The organism is Nitratireductor sp. PBL-C9, from assembly GCF_050877045.1.
In the GTDB taxonomy this organism is placed as follows: Bacteria; Pseudomonadota; Alphaproteobacteria; order Rhizobiales; family Rhizobiaceae; genus Nitratireductor; species Nitratireductor aquimarinus.
Window position 1 is genome coordinate 343,881 of record NZ_JBPAXW010000002.1, and the last position, 25,450, is coordinate 369,330.

Annotated in this window: 18 protein-coding genes; 10 read left to right on the top strand and 8 right to left on the bottom strand. The window is 62.2% G+C overall.

The genetic code is table 11. The features are described from left to right. Nucleotides 1–46: 46 nt before the first annotated feature. Nucleotides 47–1,246, top strand: a complete 1,200-nt coding sequence (gene ampC / locus ACRTG1_RS05560) for a class C beta-lactamase (protein WP_432515873.1) — start codon at nt 47–49, stop codon at nt 1,244–1,246. A gap of 52 nt (nt 1,247–1,298) precedes the next feature. Here the strand turns inward: ampC and ACRTG1_RS05565 are convergent, their stop codons facing one another. From ACRTG1_RS05565 to ACRTG1_RS05590, 6 genes are all read right to left on the bottom strand, one after another. Then, nucleotides 1,299–2,537 (bottom strand): Gfo/Idh/MocA family protein, encoded by a 1,239-nt coding sequence (locus ACRTG1_RS05565; RefSeq protein ID WP_206994298.1) that lies wholly within the window; start codon nt 2,535–2,537, stop codon nt 1,299–1,301. 14 nt (nt 2,538–2,551) lie between these two features. After that, entirely contained in the window at nt 2,552–3,571 is a 1,020-nt protein-coding gene (locus tag ACRTG1_RS05570) for a LacI family DNA-binding transcriptional regulator (RefSeq protein WP_297564365.1), read from the bottom strand. Continuing rightward, nucleotides 3,568–4,524, bottom strand: a complete 957-nt coding sequence (locus tag ACRTG1_RS05575; RefSeq protein WP_206544549.1) for an ABC transporter permease — start codon at nt 4,522–4,524, stop codon at nt 3,568–3,570. The genes ACRTG1_RS05570 and ACRTG1_RS05575 overlap by 4 nt, the downstream gene beginning before the upstream one ends. Further along, complete coding sequence (locus ACRTG1_RS05580) at nt 4,521–5,510, bottom strand: ABC transporter permease (protein ID WP_206544782.1); 990 nt, start codon at nt 5,508–5,510, stop codon at nt 4,521–4,523. The genes ACRTG1_RS05575 and ACRTG1_RS05580 overlap by 4 nt, the downstream gene beginning before the upstream one ends. Continuing rightward, entirely contained in the window at nt 5,510–7,015 is a 1,506-nt protein-coding gene (locus ACRTG1_RS05585) for a sugar ABC transporter ATP-binding protein (RefSeq protein WP_432515874.1), read from the bottom strand. The genes ACRTG1_RS05580 and ACRTG1_RS05585 overlap by 1 nt, the downstream gene beginning before the upstream one ends. A 157-nt stretch (nt 7,016–7,172) precedes the next feature. Next, nucleotides 7,173–8,195, bottom strand: a complete 1,023-nt coding sequence (locus tag ACRTG1_RS05590; protein WP_432515875.1) for an ABC transporter substrate-binding protein — start codon at nt 8,193–8,195, stop codon at nt 7,173–7,175. Nucleotides 8,196–8,601: 406 nt separating this feature from the next. Between ACRTG1_RS05590 and ACRTG1_RS05595 the strand changes: the two genes are divergently transcribed. Then, nucleotides 8,602–8,925, top strand: a complete 324-nt coding sequence (locus ACRTG1_RS05595) for a hypothetical protein (protein ID WP_222473778.1) — start codon at nt 8,602–8,604, stop codon at nt 8,923–8,925. Nucleotides 8,926–8,948: 23 nt separating this feature from the next. Here ACRTG1_RS05595 and ACRTG1_RS05600 read toward each other — a convergent pair whose 3' ends face one another. Further along, nucleotides 8,949–9,167: a hypothetical protein gene (locus ACRTG1_RS05600; protein ID WP_113154094.1), complete on the bottom strand. Its 219-nt coding sequence runs from the start codon at nt 9,165–9,167 to the stop codon at nt 8,949–8,951. Between the two features lie 389 nt (nt 9,168–9,556). Between ACRTG1_RS05600 and ACRTG1_RS05605 the strand changes: the two genes are divergently transcribed. The 7 genes from ACRTG1_RS05605 (at nt 9,557) to ACRTG1_RS05635 (ending at nt 17,526) form a co-directional block, all read left to right on the top strand. Next, on the top strand, nt 9,557–10,330 hold the full coding sequence (locus tag ACRTG1_RS05605; RefSeq protein WP_432515876.1) for a GGDEF domain-containing protein: 774 nt from the start codon (nt 9,557–9,559) through the stop codon (nt 10,328–10,330). Between the two features lie 176 nt (nt 10,331–10,506). Then, on the top strand, nt 10,507–11,004 hold the full coding sequence (locus tag ACRTG1_RS05610) for a hypothetical protein (protein WP_432515877.1): 498 nt from the start codon (nt 10,507–10,509) through the stop codon (nt 11,002–11,004). Then, nucleotides 11,001–11,672, top strand: coding sequence for a L,D-transpeptidase (locus ACRTG1_RS05615; protein WP_420507161.1), 672 nt, complete (start codon nt 11,001–11,003; stop codon nt 11,670–11,672). Before ACRTG1_RS05610 ends, ACRTG1_RS05615 begins: the two co-directional genes overlap by 4 nt. Nucleotides 11,673–11,918: 246 nt before the next feature. Beyond that, nucleotides 11,919–13,364: a TolC family outer membrane protein gene (locus ACRTG1_RS05620; RefSeq protein ID WP_432515878.1), complete on the top strand. Its 1,446-nt coding sequence runs from the start codon at nt 11,919–11,921 to the stop codon at nt 13,362–13,364. 29 nt (nt 13,365–13,393) lie between these two features. Next, a complete protein-coding gene (locus ACRTG1_RS05625) occupies nt 13,394–15,568 on the top strand; it encodes a type I secretion system permease/ATPase (RefSeq protein WP_432515879.1) in 2,175 nt (724 codons plus the stop codon). A gap of 60 nt (nt 15,569–15,628) precedes the next feature. Further along, a complete protein-coding gene (locus ACRTG1_RS05630; RefSeq protein ID WP_432515880.1) occupies nt 15,629–16,906 on the top strand; it encodes an HlyD family type I secretion periplasmic adaptor subunit in 1,278 nt (425 codons plus the stop codon). Between the two features lie 5 nt (nt 16,907–16,911). Beyond that, entirely contained in the window at nt 16,912–17,526 is a 615-nt protein-coding gene (locus tag ACRTG1_RS05635; RefSeq protein WP_206544555.1) for a ribbon-helix-helix domain-containing protein, read from the top strand. Nucleotides 17,527–17,528: 2 nt separating this feature from the next. Here ACRTG1_RS05635 and ACRTG1_RS05640 read toward each other — a convergent pair whose 3' ends face one another. Beyond that, nucleotides 17,529–18,512: a transglutaminase-like cysteine peptidase gene (locus ACRTG1_RS05640; protein ID WP_432515881.1), complete on the bottom strand. Its 984-nt coding sequence runs from the start codon at nt 18,510–18,512 to the stop codon at nt 17,529–17,531. A gap of 357 nt (nt 18,513–18,869) precedes the next feature. Here ACRTG1_RS05640 and ACRTG1_RS05645 point away from each other — a divergent pair, with 357 nt between their 5' ends. Continuing rightward, the gene (locus ACRTG1_RS05645) at nt 18,870–25,328 is read left to right on the top strand and encodes a DUF5801 repeats-in-toxin domain-containing protein (protein WP_432515882.1); all 6,459 of its coding nucleotides are present in this window, start codon (nt 18,870–18,872) and stop codon (nt 25,326–25,328) included. Nucleotides 25,329–25,450: the final 122 nt, after the last annotated feature.

Consider the following 25,450-nt stretch of genomic DNA (forward strand, 5'->3'; position numbering starts at 1 on the left):
AATTCCTTCTACAAGGGGCAAGTTATTGATATTTTAGAGTAATTTTATGATTCATAAGCTTTGGCGTCGTGCGGCGTCTTTCAGCATTCTGGCGGTTGTCGCTGCACCGGTTCTTTTTGCTCTTGAGCCCCATTCGCCCGCGCGGGCTGCGGATGTCAGTCAGTTGGCAGAGCCAGTCGCGACAATCGAAGCCGAAGCGCAGCGGCTCATGCAGGACCACGATCTTCCCGGTCTTGCAATCGCGGTCACGGTCGGGGGGGAACATCGCATCTTCAACTACGGCGTCGCTTCGCGTGAAAGCGGTGCGGCGGTGGATGACGACACGCTGTTCGAGATCGGCTCGATCAGCAAGACATTCACCGGTCTGCTTGCGGCCTACGCGCATGTGCAGGGAAAGCTCTCGCTTTTCGACGAGGTCAGTTCGCGCCTGCCGGCGCTTGAAGGAAGCGCTTTCGATGCCGTGCGCATTCTGGAACTGGCGACCCATACGAGCGGGCTCGAACTCTTCCTGCCTTCGGGCGTGGACAGTCAGGACGCGCTTGTCGCCTATTGCAGGGGCTGGGAGCGTCGCTATTCGCCGGGTACGGAGCGCACCTATTCCAATATCGGCATCGCGCTTCTCGGTTCCATCGCGGCCGGGGCCCTGCAGCGGGACTATGACGATGCCCTCGCAAATCTGCTCCTGCCGAAGCTGGGGCTCGCAAACACCTACACGCAGGTTCCGCCTCACCGGATCAGGGACTATGCGCAGGGCTATACGACGGAGAACGAACCCGCCCGCCTGTCAGACAATGCGCTGGCCTCTGCACCCTACGGCGTCAAGACAACGGCGACCGATCTCATCCGCTATGTCGAGGCGCATATGCAAAGCGGCGATCTGGAGCCGGATATGCAAAGCGCCATCGGTCAGGCGCTCACCGGCTATTACAAGGCCGACGCCATCACGCAGGATCTGGTCTGGGAGCAATATGCCTATCCGGTCAGCCTGAAGCGTCTGCTCGATGGCAATTCCAGAAGAATGGCGCGCGACGATGTTCCTGCCATGCATCTGAAGCCGCCATTCCCGCCGCGCCGTAAGGTGCTCGTAAACAAGACCGGTTCCACGAGGGGCTTCTCGGCCTATGTGGCGTTCGTGCCGGGGCGCAGGATCGGCGTGGCCATTCTGGCCAACAGGAATGTGTCGGTGCGTGACCGGGTGCGGGCAGGGTATCGCATTCTTGCAGCCCTGAAGCAGGCACAGCCGTGACAGGGCCATTCGCCGGCAGGCGGGAGAGGCCCGCCGGCGAACGATTGGTGGGTTATCGACGCGCCACCAGAGGCACGTAGTTTTCCAGGTCCGGGTTCGGGAAACGCACCGTGTCGCCGGTCTCGGACGACAGGTAGAGACCCATCAGAATTTCCAGAACGGCAACGCCGTCGGCAAAGGTTTCCAGCGGCTCCTCGCCCTTGCGGAAGCACTCCACCATGTGCCGGTTTTCATCCGTGTAGCCATAGATCCCGGCCTCGTCCTCCAGCACGGGCATCAGGCCCTGTTCGGCATTCTGCTTCTCGACCAGATCCTCGCCTTCCTCGCCCTTCACTTCACGCGACATGAAGATTTTCAGGCCGGTGCCGAGCGAGTTGAACTCCATGGCGTATTCCGGCCCAAGCAGTTCCAGCTGGATGCGCAGACCCGCCCCCACATAGGCCCAGGAGGTTGTCGTCTCGATCATCAGCTCGTTTCCGTCCTCGTCCTCCAGGATCACATTGCCGCGCGCAAAGTCCTCGGAGGGGCGGTTGGCGTAATCCACTTCCGGGCCGAAGCGGTTCTTCAGGTCTTCGATATAGCGCGGGCGTGTCCATTTGAGGTTGGCCACGGTGCCGTGCACGGCCTTCAGCTTCAGGGAATCCCGCTTCCTGCCGGGTTCCGTCAGAAGGTGCCGGGCCACTTCAACGCTGTGGCACATCATGTCGAGCAGAACGCCGCCGCCCTGCTTGTCGCCCTGCCAGAACCACGGCTCGTGCGGGCCGGAATGCTCTTCTGCCGCGCGCGCCAGATAGGGGCGTCCGGTGGTGGAGGCGGCGCGCCGCCAGATGATCTCCTTGCCGCGCAGAACCGGCTGGGCGAAGACCTGGTTTTCCAGATAACCGTGGTTTAGCCTGGCGTCTTCCACGAGCCGCAGCATCTCACGCGCATCGGACAGCGTGCGGGCAAGCGGCTTTTCGCAGGCCACCGCAAACACTTTGCTGCGCCCGGAAACGACTTCGTCATGGATGGTGCGCATCGTCTCAAGGCGCGTGTCGTTGGGGGAGAGAATCCAGACCGCGTCCACATCGTCGGCCTGCAGCATGGATGCCAGGCTGTCATGGCTCTTGCAGTCGCCCAGCCCCAGTTCCGCCACCAGCTTCACGATGCGTTCGCGGTTCTCCGCCTTGCGGCTGTAGACGCCGGTCACGTCGACATGGCGCACGCCGAGCATGGACCGCAGATGGAATTCGGCAATGAAGCCGGTGCCGACAAGGCCGATGCGCAGGCGTTTTCCGGGCTGTGCGGACATGGTTGTTTCCCCTTTCATTCTGTTTTCGGTGGTGCGGTGGTGCCGCGCACGCGCAGCGTGGCTGGCAGCACCACGGGTTCCCTGGGCACGGCGGCCCCTGAAAGCATTTCGAGCAGCATGCCCATGGCCTGCCGGCCGATGTCGGTGCGCGGCTGGCGCACCGTGGTCAGCGGCGGGTAGAACGCTTCGCTCAGATAGAGATCGTCGAAGCCGACGACGGACACATCGCCGGGCACGTCGCGGCCGATCTCGCGCAGGTGATGAACCGCGCCGAAGGCCATTTCGTCATTGGCCACGAAGATCGCGGTCGGCGGTTCGTCGAGTTCGAACAGCGCCCTGCAGGCCGCAGCCCCGCCATGCAGCAGGTAGTCGCCGCGCTGCTCATAGCCTTCGGCAATCGCAAGGCCGGCATTGCGCATGGCGCGGCGATAGCCCTCCTGTCGGCGAAGGCTCATCACTTCGGGAACCGGCCCGGAAATATGGGCGATGCGCCGGTGGCCAAGCCCGATCAGATGCTCCACCGCCTCGCAGGAGGCGGCCACATTGTCGATCTGCACATGCGGAAAGCCGGAGCCTTCAATGGTTTCCAGCGCCACCACGATGGGTGCATTGGGCGGCAGCCTGTTGCGCGCGCCCTCCTGCGCCGGCAGCTTGCCCGTCATCAGGATCATGCCGTCGGCATGACCGTCGCGCAGCATGTCGAAATACTCGATCTCGCGCTCGGGATCGTTCTCGGTATTGCCCATCAGCACCGAGTAGCCGGCGGCGCGGGCGGTGGCCTCCACGCTCTTCAGAATGTCGAGATAGAACGGGTTGCCCACATCGCGCACCACCATCAGCACCGCCATGGAGCGGGCTGTGCGCAGGCTGCGGGCGCTGGCGTTTGGCCGATAGTGCAGGGCGTCCGCTGTTTCGCGCACCCGCGCGCGGGTTTCCTCCGTCACCAGATCGCTGCCGCTCAGCGCGCGCGACACGGTGGCGGATGAAACGCCCAGCGCCTCGGCAATGTCCTTGATCTTGGGCCGACGGTTCATGCGCGCAGCCCCCGACCGCGGCCATAGAACAGCATCAGCACCAGAAGCGTGGCGCCAAACACCATCTGCCGTCCGGATTCATCGATGTTGATCGTGGTCAGGATGCTTTGCAGCACCACCAGCAGAACCGCGCCGGCCATGGTGCCGGTATAGCCGCCCTTGCCGCCGGAAAGCGGGGTTCCGCCAAACACCACGGCGATGATCGATGGCAACATGTATTGCTCCCCTACATTTGCGAAAGAGGAGCCGGAATAACCAAGCAGGCAGAGCCCGGCAATGGCGGCGAACACGCCCGACAGCATGAAGAGAGCGATGCGCGTGCGCCGCACGGGCACACCGGCCATGAAGGCCGCCTGCTCGTTGGAGCCGATGGCGTAGATGCGCTGGCCGAACACGGTGCGGTGCAGGATGAAGGCCATCAGCAGGCCAACCCCGATCCACAGCCAGATGATGCCCGGCAGCCCTAGCAGGAATGGCCTGGTCACGAATTCCGAAAGGGCCGGGGCTGCGCGACCGGAGGGAATGCCCTGCCGGATCACCACCAGAAGCCCCTGAAGCACACCCAGCATGCCAAGCGTCATCACCAGCGGGGGAATGCGCAGCAGCGTCACGCCGAGCCCGTTGAACAGGCCGAACAGCGCGCCGGTCGCCACGCAGGCCAGAATGGCCAGCGGGATGCCGCCATCCATGCCGTTCATCACATTGCCGGCCACAATGGCCGAAAGCGAAACCACGCCGCCGACGGACAGGTCGATGCCCTCGCGCCCGCCCAGAATGACGAGGTTCTGGCCAGCCGCGACAATGCCCAGCAGCGCTGCCACGATGAGGAGCCGCAGGATTTGCCCGCCCGAGGCGAAGCCCGGCGAAAGCGTGTTGCCGAGAAACAGAAGTGCTGCGATCAGCACCAGTGCGATCATGAGCGGGTTTTTGGCAATGTCGAGCAGCCGGTTCATGCACGCCCCCTGCGGCTGACGAGAACACCCACCATCAGCGCGGCGAGAATGGCGAGCCCCTGCACCAGGTTCTGCCAGTGCGAGGGGGTGCCCGCGAAGAAGACGAGCGAATTGATGAGCCCGATGATCAGCGCCGCGATGACGGAGCCTGCAACCGTGCCGAACCCGCCGGAAAGCGCGCTGCCCCCAAGCACCACGGCGGCAACGCTGAACAGCGTCATCTTCGCGCCGACCAGCGGGTCGCCGCTTGCCGTGTCACCGGTGATGCAGAAGGCGGCAAGGGCAGCGAACACGCCACACAGCGCATAGCCGCCAATGCGGATCGCGGTGACGGGAAGCCCGCTCTGGAAGGCCGCCTGCTGCCCGTCGCCCACCGCCAGAAGCTGCGTGGCAAGCCGGGTGCGGGCCAATAGATAAAGCAGGATTGCAAGCGCCACAGCGGCATAGAAGACAAAGGGAATGCCGAAGAAACTGCCGCCATAAGTGCGCCAGAAAACGGTCGGTGCGGGCATGCCGGCCACCGGCAGGATCACCAGCGCCAGCCCTGTGAAGAAGATGCTTGTGGCGAAGGTGGCGACGATGGCCTGCAGGCGCAGCGCCGCGACCACGAAACCGTTGACGAGGCCGCAGGCCAGTCCGACGAGAACACCCACGCCGAGCGCGGCCAGCACCGAGAGCCCCCCACCGCCCATATGCTGCATCAACACGATGATCGTCACATTGACCAGCGAGGCGATGGCGCCGACCGAAAGGTCGATGTCGGCGGCATAGACCACATAGGTCTGGGCAACCGCCAGAAGCATCAGCGCCATATAGGTGCGCACGAGGCCCGTCAGCGAGCGAAAACTCAAACTGTTGGGTTCGAAGATGCCGTTCAGCACCAGAAGCACCGCGAAAATGAGAAGGGCAGGCAGGAACGGAAAGCGCCTCAAAAGCGTGCCGAAACCGCCGCCATCCTGTTTTGTGAGAGATGCGTTGGTCGTCATCATGCCGCCTCGTAGGCTGCCTGGTAGAGATTGTAGCGGGTGCGCTCCGCGCCGCTCAGCTCCCGGCTCACCGCGCCGCCGTTGAACACGAGAATGCGGTCGGCATTGTTCAGGAGCTCGGCGTCTTCCGACGAATAGAGCACGATGGCGAGCCCTTCCTCGGCGAGCCTGCGGATCAGCGCGAAAAGGTCTGTCTTGGCCGAAAGATCGATGCCCTTTGTCGGGTCGTCGAGCAGCAGGATGTCGGGCTTGTCGATCAGCCAGCGGGCGATCACGATCTTCTGCTGGTTGCCGCCCGAAAGTGAGCCGATGGAATGGGAAAGCCCGGCGAATTTCGTGTTCAGCGCCTTGAGCGCCGGCAGCGCCTTTTCAGCGAGCCGCCCCGGGCGCGCCAGCACGAGCCTGTTGCGCAGCGCATGGATGGGCGTGACATTTTCGAGGATCGGACGTCCGGTGATCACCCCGTCGCGGCTCCGGTCGCCGGAAACATAGGCCACGCCCTGGGCGATGGCGCTGCGCGGGCTGTCGGTGCGAAGCCGCTCTCGTGCTATCCGCGCTTCGCCGCCACTGGGCGGCGGCGCGCCGAAAAGCGCCTTCAGGAGAGCGGACTGGCCCTGTCCGTGCAGGCCGCCGAGGCCGAGGATTTCGCCCCGTCTGACCGTAAAGCTCACATCGCGAAAGCCTGCGCCGGTGAGGTTCTCAACGGTCAGCGCCGCATCGGTGGATGTTGCCTGTGCGGGGCGCGCAGCTTGCTGTGGGGCGGCAAGCTCTTCCTGCTCGCCCACCATCATGTGGATCACGGCCTCCGGGGTCGTTTCCGCAATGGCCATCGTGTCGATGGTCTCGCCATCGCGGATCACGGTCACGCGGTCGCCGATGGCGAAGATCTCGTCCATGCGGTGTGAGATGAAGACGATGCTGCGGCCGTCATTCCTGAGGCCGCGCAGGATTTCGAAGAAGCGGTCCACCTGCGCGCGGTCGAGGGCGGAGGTGGGTTCGTCGAAGATCAGGACCGGCGCTTCCGTCGCCAGCGCTTTCATGATCTCCACCAATTGCCGCTGGTCGGCGCGCAGATCGCCCACATTCGTGTCGGCCCTGAGTTCCGCGCCGGCGACGGCCTCGAACAGCGCGATGTAGCGTTCGGCCTTTTCGCGCAATGCCGCCCGGTCGATGAAGAATCCGCTCTGCTTCGGCAGATCGGGCAGGCAGATGTTTTCGGCCACGCTGCGATGATCGGCGAGGCTCAGTTCCTGATAGAAAATGCCGATGCCCAGCGCCTGCGCCGCACGCGGCCCGCTCACGGTCACCGCGCGCCCGTCGAGCAGCACATCGCCGGCATCCGGGCGCACGCTGCCGGCCACGATCTTGCAAAGCGTGCTTTTGCCGGAGCCATTGGCGCCGATCAGCACATGCACTTCGCCGGTGTCCAGTTCAAGGTCGCCACGGCGTAGCGCCAGCGTGGCACCGTAAGCCTTGCTTACACCGCTGAGCTTCAGTTTGGTCATGTCTACATCAATCGCTGAAAGGTCGGCGTCAGTCCCTCATCCGCCCGCCGCGCCTTCTCCCGTCAACGTCGCGAAGGAGAATGGCCGTGGCGTGGATGTCTCCCTCTCCCCGCATGTGGGGAGAGGGTGAGGGCGAGGGGCCTTTGCCGGCGTCGTCCTATTTGAACAGCGCTTCCGCGTCGTCGATGGAAAGCGAGCTCGTGTAGGAATAGTAGCCCGGCTTTCCGTCAACGGAGGCGGCCACTTCTTCCAGATTGTCCGAACTGATGAACGGGATCGGCAGATAGAGCGCGTTCTCATACTGCCCGGCCTTGGCCGGCTCCTTCAGTTCACGTCCCTGCAGCATCAGCACGGCCACATTGAGCGCGCTTGCCATCACGCCGGGCGGGTTCACCGAAGCGCCGGAGTTCAGCTTGTTCTCGGTCCAGATGTCGATGAAGTCCTTGCGGATTTCGCCGGTTGCGGCGATGTCGCAAGCCTTGTCGGCGTCCATGATGGAGCGCCATGCGCCGGCGGCCATGCCGTCCTGCACCCAAACGCCGTCAATGTCGGGATAGGTCGCGAGCAGGTTCTGCATGGCCTGCTGGCCCTGCGCCTGGTCCCAGTTGGCGTTCACTTCATTGACGATCTCGATACCGTCATGCTCGCCGAACACTTCGCGGTAACCCGCAACGCGCATCTCGTTGGCCGGGTGTCCGGCAACGCCGTTGATGGCGACGACCTTGCCTTCGCCGTTCAGCGTGTCGGCCAGCCATTTGGCGCTTTCCATGGCCCAGCCCTTCTGGTCGATGCCCACGTAAAGGGCGTCGGGCGAAGAGACTTCGGCATCGGTGGCGATCACCAGAATGCCGGCTTCCTTGGCCTGCGCGAACACCGGGTCAAAGGCGGTCGGGCTGTTGGGGTTGATGATGATGGCGTCAACGCCCTGGCTGATGAAGTTGCGCACATGCGCGATCTGGCCGGGCACGTCGACATTGGCGCTCTGGGCGACCACTTCAACATTCACGCCCTTGTCTTTCCAGGCGGCGGCGGCTTCCTCGGCCTCCTCGATCATCTGGGTGCGCCATTCGCTGCCCACCCAGCCGTTCGACAGACCGATCTTGAAGTCCTCGGCCAAAGCCGAAAGCGCAGTGCCCGCAAGGGCAGCGGCGGTTACGGCAGCAATTGCCAGTTTTTTCATGAACTCCTCCCTGGTGAAATGCACCAACGGCACAGGCAGCCAAGGCCTTTTCGCCGATCGTGCGGCACTCCTCCTCCATGACGTGTCCTCCGCGAAAGGTATCTTCCGCCACGTCAATGAAATCGATTGTATGGCAAATGTAATCGATTTCAATATGTAATTTGGGACGTAATTTTGTACGTAATTTTGTGGATTGCCGCCCTGATGCCTCAAAGAAGCTGCAAGCGCCCGATTTTACTTATGCAATCAGAAGGCGTGGCTGAGAGACGTGCTGGAGAGAAGGCGTGGTTTTTGAGGAAGTGAAATTGTTTCAAGACGACACAATCTGTTCACATGCCTGCGTTGCCCGCATTTCATTCACTCGGCTAACTTCTTCGAAGTGAGTAATGATTCGAGTAACATCGCCGTGCACAATGAACCGTCGCTTGAGGTTGTCCAGCTGGAGCTTCTGCTCGACCTCGCCGACCTGATCGCGCAGGGCTTCGAGGCCGCGCTTCTGTCGGTGCTGGATGATGTGGACGGGCAGATTCTTTTCAACCACAGGCTTGATGGCGATCCGCAGTATCAGCGGGTCGCGGCCGTGATGGTCGGCGCGGACGCCGATGTGGCGCTCGTCTTCCTGGACCGTACAGGAACCACCACGCATGTGGAGGGCGCAGCCGAAAGCGACCGCGCGATTGCGCGTGAGGCCGAGAAGGCGCGCAACCGGGTGCTTGCCGCTCAGGCCTGACGCAGCAATTTTCGCATGGCGATCTAACCGTGGCGCGAGTTCTGGCCGGGTCGGGCGCGCGCCACGCGGGGGAAGCGGACCACATTGTCTGCTTCCGGCTTTGCCGAGAATTCGGCCTTGAGCGCGGCATCGAGCAACAGTCCGATGGCTTCGCGCAACTGGTGCGTCGCCGGATCGGAACCGGTCAGTTCGGCCTGTGCGTTTTCGAGGTGGGCGTGCACGGACGCAAAATCTGTCGGCATGGTGTTCCTTTTTCGGTGCCCCCGGTATGGCAGGACCATGCGCAGAAAATTGTAACCGGCAAACAAACACGATCCATGGCATTTTAACGACCGGCGCTCTCCCGGCGCATTCTCTTTGGAAAACCCGATTTAATCTTGCACGCTGGTTGGGAAGGTCCGACCCTGAGGCTTGCCATTGCTTGTGGGGAGATTGTTTTCTTCTGCCGCGTCAGAGCCGGAATTAAGGAATAATATTCCTGTTTTTCATCGGCTTAAGCGTGTTGTGGTCGGAAGCGTCTTATGCGAATCGTTAAAAGACGAAGGGTCCCGTCAACTTTTATTAGAAGTTTGCCGGTTACCAACGGGATCAGTCACACTGGGGACGTTGAAAGCATATGGACAAGTCGCTCTTGCAACGCAAACCGCGCTGGACATGGCTCATTGCCTTTACGCTGCTTGGCACACTGGCAGCGGTCGGGCTTTCGTTCCTTGTCCACTACCTCCTCTTCTTCGGCGAAGAGATCAATCCCTATCAGCGCAGCCTTGCTGCCGCGCTCATTCTGCCGGTGGTCATCGCCACGCCGCTGCTTCTCTATATAGGGCAGGCAAGCGAGCAGCTGCGCCGCTTCAAGCGGGACCGGAATTTCTCCGCCGCTCATGATCCCTCGACCGAGGTGTTCAACGGCGAGATGTTCACAACGCTGGTGGAGCGCCGCCGCGCCGCGACGGTTTCCGAGGCAGGGCGCACCTTTGGCGCGCTGTTGATCCTCGAAGCCGAGAATGTGCGCGACATCGCCATCGATTACGGTTTCAGCTGGGGTGAAGAGTCGATGCGCCAGATCGCATCGGTGATCCGCGCCAATGTGCGCCGCAGCGATGTGGTCGGTCGTCTGAACGACAGCGAGTTCGGCGTCTTCCTTCCCGGCGCGACGGTTGAACAGGCCCGCGATGTGGGAGAGCGCATTCGCACCGCCATCACCAAATCGCGCTTCCTGGCGGAAGGCGAGCCCGTGGAACTCGGCGTCGATATCGGCGGCGTGATCTTTGAAGACCAGATCGAGTTCCGCGGTCTGATGCGCATTGCATCGGAGCAGCTCGAAATGGCGCGCCAGAGCGACAGTGACCGGTTCCGCCTCAGCGCGATCAATGCGATGGGAACGCGCGAAAACGGCGAGAGCCACTAGCAGAAGCACTCCGGCCCGCCCGCTATGGGTGCTGGACTCAAAGATTGTTTAGCCTCAGAATGATAGCAAGTGCGCCGCCATGCAGCAGGTTGCATGGGCGGCGCAGCTTTTGCTGACGGCATCGGCGCTTTCCCGTCGGGGGCGCGGCGGTGCTGCAAGGGGCGGCAATGAACCGTATGCGAAGTTTTCTGCTGGTCGCCGTTTTCCTGCTTGGCTGCGGGGCCGGCAGCGCGGATGAACCCGGGGCTCGGGTGTTTCAGCCGGCCATGCCCCTCGACAACGCTGCGCAAACCGACATCACCACGCTCTACAATGGCCAGCCCGGCGTTCTGGAACGCTATGCCTGGGCGATGTCCGCCAATCGACACATGCTGGTCGGCCGAAATGGCGATGCTATCTATGGCCGTGGCTTTGACGCAGCGTCCGGGGATGGCGGTGTCTGGGCGTTTGTTGGTCCGCAGGATCAGCATGTCATCCGGCTTGCTGACGGGGCGCTTGTGATCGCGCGCGGTGCGCCACTGGCAAACCTCTATGCGGAAGTCGGTTGCAAGGTCGGGGAATGGCCGACGCTGATCTGCGCGGATGGGCGCAAGAGATCCATCTCGGCGCCCAACGCCACCACCATCCGCATAGAAGACGAGACATTTGAACTGGCCGGGCAGGAGGCTGAATGAGCATTTCAGGAATGGACCGCGTTCGTGACAGGACGTGGATGATGTCTGCGCTCTGTCGGCTTCTGCTCTTGCTGGCTTTCATGCTCCCGGTGTTGCCGGGGCTGATTGGTGGCGCAGTCGCCGAAGAGACGGTCACCGTGCGCCAGTTCGATCCGGCAACGGGCCGCTGGGTCCGCCGTGAGCGCACGCTCTCCTTCAAGGCGCCGTGGGGCGACGCCGCCGTCAAGCCGGCGGTCGTGCCTTATTCCGAGAACCTGCCTGCCGGCTCCATTGTGATCGATACGGGCGAGCGCCGCCTCTATCATCTGCGTGGCGACGGCACCGCGGTGCGTTACGGGATCGGCGTCGGGCGCGAGGGTTTCGCCTGGCGCGGCCGTGAACGCATCACCAGAAAGGCGAAATGGCCGGACTGGCGTCCACCCGCCGAAATGATCCGTCGTGAGGCAAATGAGGGGCGTATCCTGCCGACCCTCGTGGAAGGCGGTCCGGAAAATCCGTTGGGCGCCCGCGCGCTCTATCTGGGCTCAACCCTGTTTAGAATTCACGGAACGAACCAGCCCTGGACAATCGGGCAGGCCGTCTCTTCCGGCTGCATCCGCATGACCAATGATGATGTTATAACCCTTTATAACAATGTCAAAATTGGCGCTCTCGTGGTCGTGAGATAGGGCAGTAAGGCTGACTGAATTCCTGCATTTCAGGGTTGAAATGCTTAACAGGAAGTGGATTTTGTTGCGCCGGCGCAACACCGCTATTTAAATGAGGCGACTAAACTACTCCAAAATGGGTAGGAGCACGACTTGGGACATAGCCAGTTGTGAATGGTTGTCCTAGCATAACATCATATTGAGACCCGATGTGGGATCGGGCTTTTCCATTTGCTGCGCAGGGAACGCGCAGTCAAAGGGGGGATAATGACGCTGAAGCCACGCATTACGCGCGTTCTGGCTGCCGCTCTTATGAGTGGCGCCGTTGTGTTTTCGACTGCTGCAAACGCCCTTTCCGTAAAGGAAGCCATGGCGGTCGCTCTGGAATCCAATCCCGAGATCGGGCAGGCGATTGAAAATCGCGAAGCCATCGAGTTCGAGTTGCGGCAGGCGCGGGGCCTTTATCTCCCGAGTGTCGATCTTGAAGCGTCGGTCGGCGCGCGTCGCCTCGACAATCCCTCGCGCCGTGGCACCGGCATTGAGGACGATCCGCTCTACCCGGCGGAGATCGGTCTCTCCATCACGCAGAAACTGTTCGACGGCGGTGGACGCCGCGCCGAGCTTGATCGTCAGGCCGCGCGTGTGGATTCCGCTTCCTTCCGTGTGCTCGAGCGTTCGGAAACAATCGCCCTTCAGGTGGTGCGCGAATATCTCGAATATCTGCTTCAGGTCGAGATCGTTAATGAAGCGCGCAAGAATGTGAGCTTCCACCAGTCGATGCTGGGCGATATCGGCTCGCTGATTTCCGGCGGCGCACTCACCGAGGCTGACCGTCAGCAGGCGCAGGAGCGTTCGCTGTCCGCCAGGGCGCGTCTCAAGGAAGCCGAGGAAGAGCTGGAAGCGGCCAAGATCCGTTTCTACAAGCTCGTCGGCAAGCCGCTCAGCAATCCCTCCATGCCGGGTTCCGTGGCATCGGCGCTGCCGGCCTCGCTCGACAGGGCCATCGGCATTGCGCGCGCCAACAACCCGCGCATCAAGGTCGCCAACGCCGATATCGATGCAGCCGATGCGCTGGTCGATGCCGCGCGCTCGAACATGCTGCCCGAGATCAGCGCCGAGGGCCGCGCCCGCGCCGGTTACGACATTGACGGTTCGGACGGCCGCACCAACGATCTGCAGGCGCGCGTCGTCGCCAAGTGGAACCTCTATCGCGGCGGCATCGACGTCGCCAACGAGCAGGAGCAGATCCGCCGCGCAAGCGAGCAGCGTCTGGTCCTTCATCAGGCCTATCGTGAGGTCGAGGAAGCGGTCCGCATTTCCTGGGATCGCCGCCAGCGGCAGATCGATCTGTCGCAGACCCTGCGTCAGCAGGCGCAGACGAATGCCCAGCTGGTCAGTTCCTACCGCGAGCAGCTCGTGGTTGGCCAGCGTTCGCTGCTTGATGTTCTCGGCGCGCAGAACACACGCTTCAGCGTGAATGTCCTGTCCAAGACCGCGCAATATGCGGCGCGCTTTGCCGAGTATCGCATTCTGGCGGCCACCGGCACGCTGCTCGATACGATGAACCTCTCCAGTGCGAAACAGTCGGAGGCCTACGCGCGGGCAGAGTTCAACGTGCCTGAAACCGCGCCGACGGAAACATATAAGAGACTGCCATCGCGGCAGACCAACGATCTGCCGCTCGATCTTCTCGCTCCGATCCGGTCTCAATAGCCGGTCGGGGCAGCAGGCAAGGGCGCAAGGTGGAACAGCTTCGCAACCCTACAGCCGACACGCCGCTCCTGGCAGACAGTTTCAGGTTTGCCTTTCGGGAGGTCGCGCAGTTTCTCGCGCGCCCGAGTTCCGAAACCGTCCTCTTTTCCGATACGCCCTTCGACGAGAGCAATCCGTCGCTGGAAGATATCGAGCGGCTCGCCGCGCGTATCGGTCTGGAAGTGGAGCAGCACAGCCGGCGCGATCTCGCCAGCGGATCCATCGATCTGCCGGTGCTTGTCGTCTATGCGGATGGCACGGCGCAGGCTCTTCTGGAGCCGCTCGATGGCGACCGCCTGCGCACCACGCTTCTGCCCGATCCCATCGCGGAAGAAGGCGTCAGGCTCAAGGATGTCCTGTCCAGAAAAGTCGGGCTGATCGTCTCCTTCAGCATCATCTATGAGAACAAGTCCGAAAGCGCGGATGCCGGTCTGCCTCAGCAGATGGAAAAGCGCCACTGGCTCACCACCACGCTTGCGCCGTTCTGGCGGTCCTATGCGCAGGTGGCGATAGCCGCGCTGTTCGTGAACCTTCTGGCGCTGGCATCACCGCTCTTCGTCATGAATGTCTACGACCGGGTGTTGCCCAACCAGGCAACCGCCACGCTCTGGGTTCTGGCGCTCGGCGTCGCCGGGGCAATCCTGTTCGACCTGCTTTTGAAAAGCGTTCGCGCAGCCCTTATCGATTACGCCGGCCGGAAAGCGGATCTGAAGCTTTCCTATCTGCTTTTCGAAAAAGTGCTGCACGCCACCATGGCGTCGCGTCCCATGTCGACCGGCGAATATGCAAGCCGCGTTACGCAGTATGAGTTCGTGCGCGAGTTCTTCACCTCGAACACGATCAGCACGCTGATCGACAGCGTCTTCGTTTTCGTCTTCCTCTTGGTCATTTACAGCGTTGCCGGCTGGCTGGCGCTGATCCCGGCAACCGCCTTCGCGCTCGCATTGATCATCGGGCTCATCGCGCAGGCGCGCATCGGCCGCCGTGTCGCCGCCGCCAACAATGAGGCTTCGCAGCGCCAGTCGCTTCTCGTGGAAACCATCGCGACAATCGAAACGGTCAAGTCGCTGCGCGCCGAGCGCACATTGCTGCGCCGGTGGAGCGAACTTGCCAAGAACGCCTCGCGAACCTCCGAGGGCATCAAGCAGCTGTCCTCCTGGGCGTCGAACATGACGCAGTTCGTGCAGCAGTTGGTCACCGTGGCGCTTGTCGTTGCGGGCGCCTACGAGTTCTCCGAGGGCAATATCTCGACGGGCGCGATCATCGCGACGGTCATGCTGTCGGGCCGCGCCGTCGCGCCGCTCGGCCAGATCGCCATGACCCTGTCGCGCATGCGCCAGGCGCTTCTGTCGCTGCGCATTCTGAACGCCATCATGGAGCAGCCCGAAGACCGGCCGGAGAGCACGGGCTTCGTGAACCGCGAAATCCGCACCGGCGATGTTGCCTTCCGCAATGTCGGGTTCACCTATCCGGGGGCCGCGAGCCCCGCGCTCAACGATTTCAACCTCGCCATCAAGGGCGGTGAGCGCGTCGGCATCATCGGGCGCATTGGCTCCGGCAAAACCACGGCTGGCCGTCTGCTTGCCGGGCTCTATCCGCCGTCGAGCGGCAATCTGCTCATCGATGGGGTGGATATCCGCCAGTATCACCCGTCCGTGGTGCGTTCCGCGGTCGTCTTCGCGTCGCAGGCGGCAGACCTCTTTTCCGGGTCGGTGAAGGAAAACCTCCTGATGGCCAAGCCCGGCGCGACCGATGATGAGCTGGTCGAAGCCGCAAAGGCCGCCGGTGTCGATGCGTTCGTCGCCCGTCATCCCAGGGGCTATGACATGCCGGTGGGTGAGCGTGGCAGTCAGCTTTCGGGCGGTCAGCGACAGGCGGTCGCGATTGCACGCATTCTCTTGAGTGACCCGAAGATCGTGTTCATGGACGAACCGTCTGGCGCAATGGATCTGGCAAGCGAGCGCGAACTCATCGCGCGGCTCAAATCCGCCTTCCGGGATGATGTGACGCTGGTGATCTCCACGCACCGGCACAGCATGCTTCAACTCGTCGACCGGCTGGTGGTCATCGATCAGGGCCGTGTCATCGCCGACGGACCCAAGGAGAGGGTAATCGCAGAACTGCAAAAGAACGCCGTGGGTGGGCGTTCGGGAAGGGGGCAATAGCTCCAGGCGTTGCCCGCGTGGCGCGCGACCTTACATAAAAAGACGAAAGGCGGATTGAAAATGGACCGTCCACCACTGGCTGCGCGATTGGGGTTAGTCGTTATTGCAGCCCTCTTGATGACATTTATTGGCTGGGCGTCCATCGCCGAGGTGCAGGAAATTGCGCGCGGCGAAGGCAAGATCATTCCGATCTCGAAGACGCAGATCATTCAGTCGAGCGAAGCCGGGGTCGTGCAGGAAATCGCTGTCACGATCGGCCAGACCGTCAGCAAGGGCGACCTCATCCTTCAGCTTGATGATACGGTCACGGCGTCGTCGCTCGGCGAGTCCGCCGCCCGCGCCCGCGCGCTGCGCGCCCAGGTCGCCAGACTTGAGCTGGAAGAGAAAGGCGATCTAGAAGCCGAATATATCTGCCCGGAATCCTTGCAGGAGGTTGCGCCCGGCATCTGCCAGAACGAAGCGCGCCTGCTGCGCGCCCGCGCCGACAACATCAAGAACAAACGCTCGGTGCTGATCGAACGGCGCACGCAGCGCATGAATGAGCTCGACGAGGCGAACGCGAACATCTCCCGGCTGGAAGAAAACCTGTCGCTCGCCCAGCGTGAGGCCGATCTTCTGGAGCCCATGGTCAAGCGCAAGCTGGTGGCGCAGACCGAGCTTCTGCGGGTGCAGAAGGAACTATCCGAGACGCGGGGCCAGCTTGAATCCACGCGCGAGTCGGTCGAGCGCATCGAAGCCTCCATCAAGGAGGCGACGCTGCAGATCGAGGAGCTGGCGCTCCAGGTTCAGCAGGAAGCGCTGGTGGAAAAGACACAGGCGCTGGCGGAACTGTCGGTCATTGAAGAGACCATTCGCGGGGCAACCGACCGGGTTGCGCGCACCGATATCCGCTCGCCGGTCGATGGCATCATCAACACGCTCGAGGTGAACACGATCGGGGCCTATGTGGAGCCCGGCACCGTGGTGGCCGGCGTGGTGCCCACATCCGACACGCTGCTCGTCGAAGCGCGGATATCGCCGCGCGATGTCGCCTTCGTACGGCCGGGTCAGCCTGCGCTGATCAAGGTTTCCGCCTATGATTTTTCCATCTATGGCGGGCTTGAAGGCGAGGTGGAGAACATCTCCGCCGACAGCCTCGTGGATCAGAATACGGGCGAAACCTTCTATCAGGTGCGGGTCAAGACCGATCAGGCCGAGCTGGTTCGGGATGGCAGGAGCCACAAGATCATTCCCGGCATGATCGCGACTGCCGACATCATGACCGGCAAGAAGACGATTCTCGCCTATCTGATGAAGCCGATTAACAAGGCGCGCACCGAAGCGCTGCGCGAGCGGTGACAGCCATGGACAAAGCGGTTGAAACGCACGGTGAAGAAGACTGGGCCTTCCAGCCCCGGTTTCGCGTCCTCAGGGTCGGGGCCGCGCGGCGCGGCATCCGGCTGGAAGAGATCTTCTGGTCGTCCCTGCAGGAGATCGCGGATGAGAAGGACTGCAGTGTCGGCGATGTGATTGAGGCCTGCGAGAACCGGCTTGAACAGGGCTCGAACCTCACATCGGCTCTCAGGGTGGAAACCGTCTCCCACCTGCAAGGCGAGCTCGATCTGATGCGGGCCAGAACCGGCAGACAGGCCGTGCGCAACATGGTCATGGCCTGCCCGTCGCCCTGTTTCGCCCTTGCCGGTGACCGGCAGTTGATGGCCCACAATCCGCCTTTCATCGCCTTTGTGCAGTCGCGGCTGTCCAGCCTGCCGTCGGATGCCACGGCGCGGGGTGTGCGCCTGTCGCTCGATATCCAGTTTTCAGAGCTGATCGAGAAGCTGAAGATGAAGGGCAGCGGACCGGCAATGGTGGGCTTTGTGATCGGTGTGGACCGTCAGCTTATCCGCGGTCGTCTCAACGCCATCCTTGCGCCGCTGGCCGGGCTTGACGCGATTGTCGGTTTCATCCTGCCGAACTGACCCTAACCGCCATTCACGCCGGTCACCCGGTTCTGGGGCACCGCCGCATTGTCGAAGCCTTCTCCCGGAGAAAGATCCGAGGGCAGTCCTTCAAGCGTTGCGACCATGGAGCCGTCGCGCTTTCTACCGTGGATCCAGGAGCGGTCTGCGCTCAGCGAGTAAAGCGGCAGGTAGTCGCCAAAGGCGGTGTCCTTCATCACGCGGTCGTGCAGATTGTCGAGCACATAATGCCCCTGGCTCGTGGAAACCGTGAGAACGGCGTGAAACAGGGATCGCCGCTGGTCCTGAAGCACCACGATCGACATACTGCCGAGCGGAATGCCCGCAGCGTTGAGCGCCGCCATCTTCAGGATGGCATAGTCCTCGCAATCGCCCTTGCCGCGCTGGAGAATGTCCCGGGGTTTCGCCCAAAGATCCAGCTGGCGATAATTGTTCCGGTCCGAGACGTAGGCAATTCTGCGGTTTACCGCCCGGTTGATCTCCGCAAGCTTGCGCGAGAACGGGCCTGCTTTGACGTCACGCACAAGCTGCGCCAGGTCTTTCGCCCGTTGCGCGCAGTCTCCGGCCTCCGTACAGGCGGCGAAATCGGCGCGCGCTATGGATGGGTACACGGCTTTCCAGCTGGCGCTGGATGGCAGGGCGCGAAAGGGAATGGCCACGGAGCCGAAAACGCCCGTGGCGGCATTGCCCGCCTGCCTGCGTTCTCCGGCGGGCCTTTTGCCGGCGCCTGCCGCAAAGCGCGCATTTTGGGGAGCGGCGCGCGAAGCCGCCCGTTCCCACTGCATCTTCAGTTCGGCAAGCCCCCGGGTCGCCGCCGTCATTGTCGCGGCCGCCGACATGGCGCTCATGCTGGAGATGAAGGAAACCTGCACCGGCGATGGCGCATAAGCCCCCGCCTGCGCTTCATTCTGCATGGCAAGTGAGGCGGATGCCGAGATGGCAAGCGCAAGGCTTGCACCTATGTATAGGCCTCTGGAGTTTTTCATTTGATCGTCCCCTGATCTTGCAATGACGATAAGAGGCGCAAATGAAATGCCGATTAAGTTGTTTGGGTTATTTTATACTTAGATATGTTGTTCAATTTATTTAAAATGGGATTTTGTCTATTTCATCTCTGTTTACCATTCAGGTCTCTGGGCAGAATGGCCGGCGGGAGCAGCCGGCGCAGGCTGTCAAAAAGGGATAATTATAGGCAAATGTATAATTGCTTATATTCAAGCATTAACCAACGGGAAATTTTCGTCCGTTCGGAATATGATGATATATCAATGATGCTCAGTTCATATTGTGCCGACTAAAGCGGCGTGTCTGGCTCCCGGGAACATCTGTTTCTGGGGGTTCCCATGGCCAACAATGACCGCACGAATACCACCGACGAGCGCGCAACTGCCGCTGAACAGTCTTCAACCAGCACGCGCCTGAGCCAGGCAGAGCAGAACGCTCTCCAGTTCGCGCAGAACGAGACTGCCGCCGAGCCGACGCCCGTCGATCCGGCGACCGGTCAGCCGGTCGCGGAGCCGACCTCGCAGGCAGCCGTGCCGGATGTGCCGGAAACGATCACGCCCGACGCAGACAATGTTGTCCGCCTTCCGCAGGGGGTCTCGATCGACGAGATCAGGCTCGACGGGAACAATCTGGTTCTCGTGCAGCCCGATGGTTCTACCGTCACCATCCTCAACGCCGCTCTCAAGGTGCCCACCTTCCTGATCGGCGATGTGGAAATCCCCGAACTCGCGCTCGCTGCCGCCCTTCAGGCCAACGGCATCGACGTCGCGGCCGGTCCCGATGGCGCGCTGACCGTGGTGTCCGCCGCGTCCCAGAGCGGCGGCGGCGGCTTCAACACCCCCAATGGCGATATCGGCGATGCCGGCCCCGTGATCGATCTGCTGCCGCCCACTGCATTGCAGTTCGGCACGCTGGAGCGGCGCGAGCTGTTCCCCTCGATCCGTGAAAACGATTTCCCCGAGCTCAGCATTGTGAGCCTGGGAGCGCCGCCCGGACAGGTCAACGAGAGCGCGCTTGCCAGCGGATCCGGCGGCGGCACCACCAGCACGCTGGGCAATATCCTTGTCGATCCGGGCGATGATGGCCTTGGCTCGCTTGTCGTCACAAATGCGTCCGGCGTCAGCGTCGACGTGACCAATGGCGGCAGCATTCAGGGTGTCTATGGCGAGCTGATCGTCACGCCGAATGGCGATGGCACTTACAGTTTCGAATATGTGCTGACCACCAACACCATCGATCACGCCAATGCCGGCCAGACCGGCGCAGACGACGTGGTCACCGACACGTTCGATTTCGTCGTCACCGATGGCAATGGCGACACGGCGTCCGACGAACTGACCGTCACCATCACTGATGACGGGCCGGCGATCGACCTCGCACCTGCGGAAGAAAGCGAGATTGTCCTTGATGAAACGGACAATGATGCCGACGACGGCGATGTGGGCGGCCTTCTGGCTGACCTCACCGTTCCCGGCTCTGCTCTTTTCACGGAAACGGCGACGCCGGGTGCCGATGGTGAACAGTCGAAGGTCTACTCGCTGGTCCTGAACGCCGGCGCGACCGGCCTGACCGACACGCTCTCGGGTGAGCCGGTCGTTCTGAGCGAGGAAGGCGGCGCGATCGTTGGCCGCACGGAACCCGGCGGTGACGAGGTATTCCGCATCAGCGTGGATGCAAACACGGGCGACATCACCGTTTCCCAGTCGCGTGCGCTGTTCCACGACCAGAACCCCGGTTCGGACGCTGAAGCTCACGACGAAAGCCTGACGCCGGAGGTGATGAACAGCGGCCTCGTTTCGCTGAACGTTGTTCTGACCGATGGCGATGGCGACACCGCCAGCGACACGGCCGAACTCGGCGCGCTGATCAAGTTTCAGGATGATGGTCCTGTTCTTGGCGAAGTGACGGCTGTTGCGGCCGGCGCCCTGACGCTGGATGAGAGCCCGCTTCCAGGTGCTGGCGATGGCGTTGCAATCCAGACGCTTGCGCTTGCCGGCAACTTCGCCGCGGTGAACTACGGGACGGATGGTGCCGGCACGACCACCTATGGCTTTGCGGCCACAGTCGATGGCACAGCCTCCGGCCTTCATGCGCTGAACAGCGTCGATGGCACGTTCACGCAGGGCACGGAGATCACGCTCAGCCTGAGCGCGGACGGCCAGACGATCACCGGCTCGGCCGATGGCGTGGATTACTTCACGATCGCGGTTGATGACACGGGCACGGTGACGTTCACGCAGCTGAACAACATCTGGCATGGCGACGCCGGCGATGCGGATGACGCCGAGGTGCTGTCGCTTGCAGCGGGTACGCTTGTTGTGCAGCAGACGGTGACGGATCAGGACGGCGACAGCGTGACGGCGGATCTCGATCTGTCGGCCGGGGTGTTCGTGATCGAGGATGACGGACCTGCAGTCGGTGCCGTAGCGGGTATGACGGCGTCTGTCCTTCTGGACGAATCCGATGGCACGGGTTCCGGCGCTGACGGGATCAATCCCGGCACGATCTCGGGTGCGGTCATCTCGGGCCTGTTCGCAGCGCCTGCCTATGGCGCAGATGGTTCCGGCTCCGTTGCCTACACGCTGTCGGCGACCGATGGCGCGCAGACGGGTCTGTGGCTGACGGGTGAGAGCCTTCCGGGCGATGAGATCATTCTCGTCAAAGTGTCCGACACCGAGTACCAGGGCGTCGCGGGCGGCGCCGGCGGCACGCCCGCCTTCACCATCAGCATCGACGGCGCGACCGGCGCGGTCACGGTCACCCAGCACGAGACGCTGGAACACACGGTTGACGGTGGTCCGGGCGCAGATCATGACGACGCGCTTGCGCTGTCTGGCGCTGCGGCCGTCTCGGTCGTCCAGACGGTGACGGACGGCGATGGCGACACCGCGTCGGCGACGAGCGCCAATGCGCTCGGCATCACCTTTGAGGATGATGGTCCGACCGTTATCGTTCCAGAGGATGCCGTTCTCAGCAATTCCGCGGGCGCACCGCAGGAGTTCGATCTGGACGTCGATGGCATGGTCACCGACAATTACGGCGCCGATGGCGCAGGTACGGTGCGCTTTACCGTGACGGACGGGCAGGACAGTGGCCTCACGTCCGGCGGCCAGCCGGTCACCTACCACCTGTCTGCCGGCGGAACGGTTCTGACCGCCAAGGTCGGCGGGGCAGGGGGCACGACGGTCTTCACGGTCACGCTTGATCCTGCAGACGGTACCTACACGGTGGATATGGATCGTCCGGTCGATGCCTTCACCCAGGTCGATTTCGATCCGGGCATCTATGATTTCGTCGGCGGCAACGATCCTTGGGCCGGTTTCGTGCCCAATGGACAGGACGGGAATTCGCCTGGCGGCTCGCCGGTGGACGACAATTCCCGTGACCTGCTGTTGACGCCGATCGGCGCTAGCGGCTCCTCAATCAACGGCAATGCCGCTTCGGCGGGTGTCGGCGGCGGTTCCGGTGGCCAGAACATCGGTGCCGGTGAAGGCATCCGTCTGGACTTTGTTCAGGATCTCACGGGCGACCCAGCCGGCTCGCCGGCGGATTATCAGGGCAATCCCGCCCAGCAGGATCATCTGTTCGATGGCCACTACACGGTGAATGGCGCCGCCGTTACCTTCGGAGATGGCTCGACAGACACCACCATCCAACTGAGCGCTTTCGATGACCCGGACGGCAACACCACGGTTGGAGACGGAACCGGCGACGATATCACGAGCATCGTGATCGCCTATGACGGTGAAAACCAGGTCATCACCTATGATCCGCTGGACACTTACCCGACCACGGTCACTGTTGGCAGCCCGGGCGGTCTTGCCGACCGCAGCTACACCGTCGATTTCGTCATGGTGGGCGGCGCCCGCGTGGCGCAGGTCACCGGCGTGCTGGACACGCAGGTCACAATCACCAGCTTCACGGCGGATGGCTATAACAGCCTCGAAGTGCTCTATATCTCGGGCGATGACTTCGCCATGACCGGGTTCGGCACATCCGTGGTGAGTACGGATCCGGTGGACTTCACTCTGCCCATCGAGATCGTTGATGGAGATGGCGATACGGCTCCTGCCGAGATCGACCTCACGCTGCAGCCCGACGCAGCCCCCACGATCAGCGCGTTCACCGCCGAGGTCAACGAGGCCGGTCTTGCAGGCGGCTCTGAAGAGGGCACGGCAAGCACGGTGGATACGGGCGCGCTCAGCATTGCGCTCGCATCGGGCGACACGCTGGACACGCTCGAGGTGAGCGACGCCAATGGCAACTGGGTCGATGTCACGGGCGGCGGCACGGTGCAGGGCAAGTTCGGCCTGCTGACGGTCACGGCGAATGGCAGTGGCGGTTACTCCAGCTCCTATCAGCTCAACCAGAACTCGCTCGACCACAATGTGCGGCCCGGCAAGGGCACGCCCGAAGGTGTGGCGGAACGCTTCAATGTTCGTGCAAAGGACAATGATGGCGACTATTCGGCCGTCGATACGCTGAAGGTCAATGTGCTCGACGATGCACCGGAGGCCGTTGCTGACCATGCAAGCCTGACGCTCGGGACCGAAAACTTCAACATCGCTTTCGTTCTCGATTTCAGCGGCAGTGTCAGCAACAGCGAACTGGATGCGATGCTAGACGCGGTCAAGGCGGCCGGTCAGGCCTTCTTCGATGGAACCTCGGGCAATGTGCAGATCGAGCTGGTCGCCTTCTCATCCAGCGCCAGTGCTGCCGGGCCGTTCACCGACTATGCGTCCTTCGCAGCGCAGATCGATGACTGGAACCCGACGGAAGGCGGCTCCCGCCCCTATAATGGCGGCACCGACTTCACGGCGGCCATTGAAGAAACCATGGATGCCTACACGCCCCTTTCGGATCACAACAATCAGGTCTTCTTCCTGAGCGATGGCAATCCGAACGAGCAGATTGGCGCTGGAGGACATTCGCTCTACGGCAGCACGCAGACGGCCTGGAACAACTTCGTCCAGAACAATGACGTGACCGTGCAGACGGTCGGCATCGGCAACAACATCGATGTCGAACAGCTTCAGGATGTCGACGAGGCCGACGGCAGCGATGTGGTGGTGTCGGTTTCGAATTTCGATGGTCTGGTCACCGCATTGCTCGATCTTACCAATCAGGTGGATGTCTCCGGCAATGTCCTGCTCGGCAACGACAATGCCGTGGGCGGTGGTGATGACGACATCCTCGGCGCAGACGATGGTCGCATTCTCTCCATCACGGTGGATGGCGTCACTTACACCTATCAGGAAGGCCCGGATAAGATCTTCAACGATGGCGGCCAGCCGGCAATCAGCGGGTCGAGCCTTGTCGTGGACGGTTCGCTTGGCGGCGAACTCTCGTTCAACTTCGAGACCGGCGCGTGGAGTTATCAGGCCGATGGTGACACAACGCCCGGCACCGAGAGCTTCGACTATGTTCTGGTCGACAATGACGGCGACACCAGCGGTGCATCGCTGACAATCGACATCCTGCCGCCTCCGGGCGCAACGGATGACGTGGTGCTGACAAACATCACCGACTACTCGGCGATCGATATCCCGACGGCAGCGCTGCTGCACAATGACATCAACCAGGGAACGCCGCTCGGTGTCGATGGCACCCGCAATCCTCAGAACGGCAATGTCAATCTGTCGGATGACGTGACATTCACACCTGCAATCGCCTCGGGTGTTCTGGTCAGTGAGAACTTCAACAGTGATACGGGTTCGGTCTCCTACCATGACGGGCGTTATCCGGGTTCGGGATATGGGGCTTCAGGCTCCTGGGACTCGGGGGGCGGTACGCTGTCTCTGGATCTGGGCGGAGTGAGCAACCGCAACATGAATGGTGCTTTTACGCAAACGTTCAGCCTTGCGAGCGCCGCGACAGTGACCATCACCTTTAGCTATTACGTAACGTTGTCAAAGTGGACGGATGCGGGCGAAGACGTCAGAGTTTTGGCTGACGTCGACGGGAATATGCTGGGCAATTCTGGCATCGTTGATCAGCTTTATGGTCAGCACGACAACGGGCACACTGGCGACAGCGGCTGGCGCAGTTTTACCACGACGGTCAACCTGTCGGCAGGCGATCATACACTGGCATTCGGAGGGCTTTTGACGAATTCCGATAACCCATTCGAGACTGCCAGCGTCCGCTTCGACAACGTCAGGATCGAAGGCGCTGCTACATCCTTCTCCAGCGGCGGGTTCGATTACTCGGTCTCCGATGGCAGTGGCTTCACTGATGACGCCCATGTCAGCGTTACCGGCGTCTCGGGCAGCACCATCACCGGAACGGATGCGGACGAAGTTCTCGTCGGCAATGACAGCGGTTCGACACTGCTCGGCATGGGCGGCGACGATTCACTCGTCGGTGGCGATGCAGCCGATCTTCTGGATGGCGGCGAAGGTGACGATCTCCTCATCGGCGGCGACGGCGCAGACGTGCTGATCGGCGGCGAAGGGCAGAACACCTACGATCTCACCGATACCGACAATGCCGTCGATACGGTGGTGCTCGATCCTTCCGCGCTCACCGGTATGAACCCGGACGAGATCATCGGCTTCAGCTCCGAGGACGTCGTGGACCTCACCGAACTGGTTTCGCTCTCGACCACGTCCGGTGAAAATGTCGGTGATTTCGTCCGGCTCAACCCCGGCGACGGTAAGGAACTGCAGGTGGATGCGGACGGAACCGCCGGCGGCGACGACTGGGTGACAGTCGCCACCTTCGACGTGCCGCAGACCCCGGCTTCCATCAAGATCCTCTACGACGATGATGGCAGTGACACTTCGGGCACAGTCTGAGTGAAATGACATGACATGCGGCCGCCATTGCGCGGCCGCATGTTTGATAAACCGCCGGGAACCGTGTAATTTCCCGGCTAGGGAACACAACACACCACAGGCGGCAACGCCAGGGGGGACTT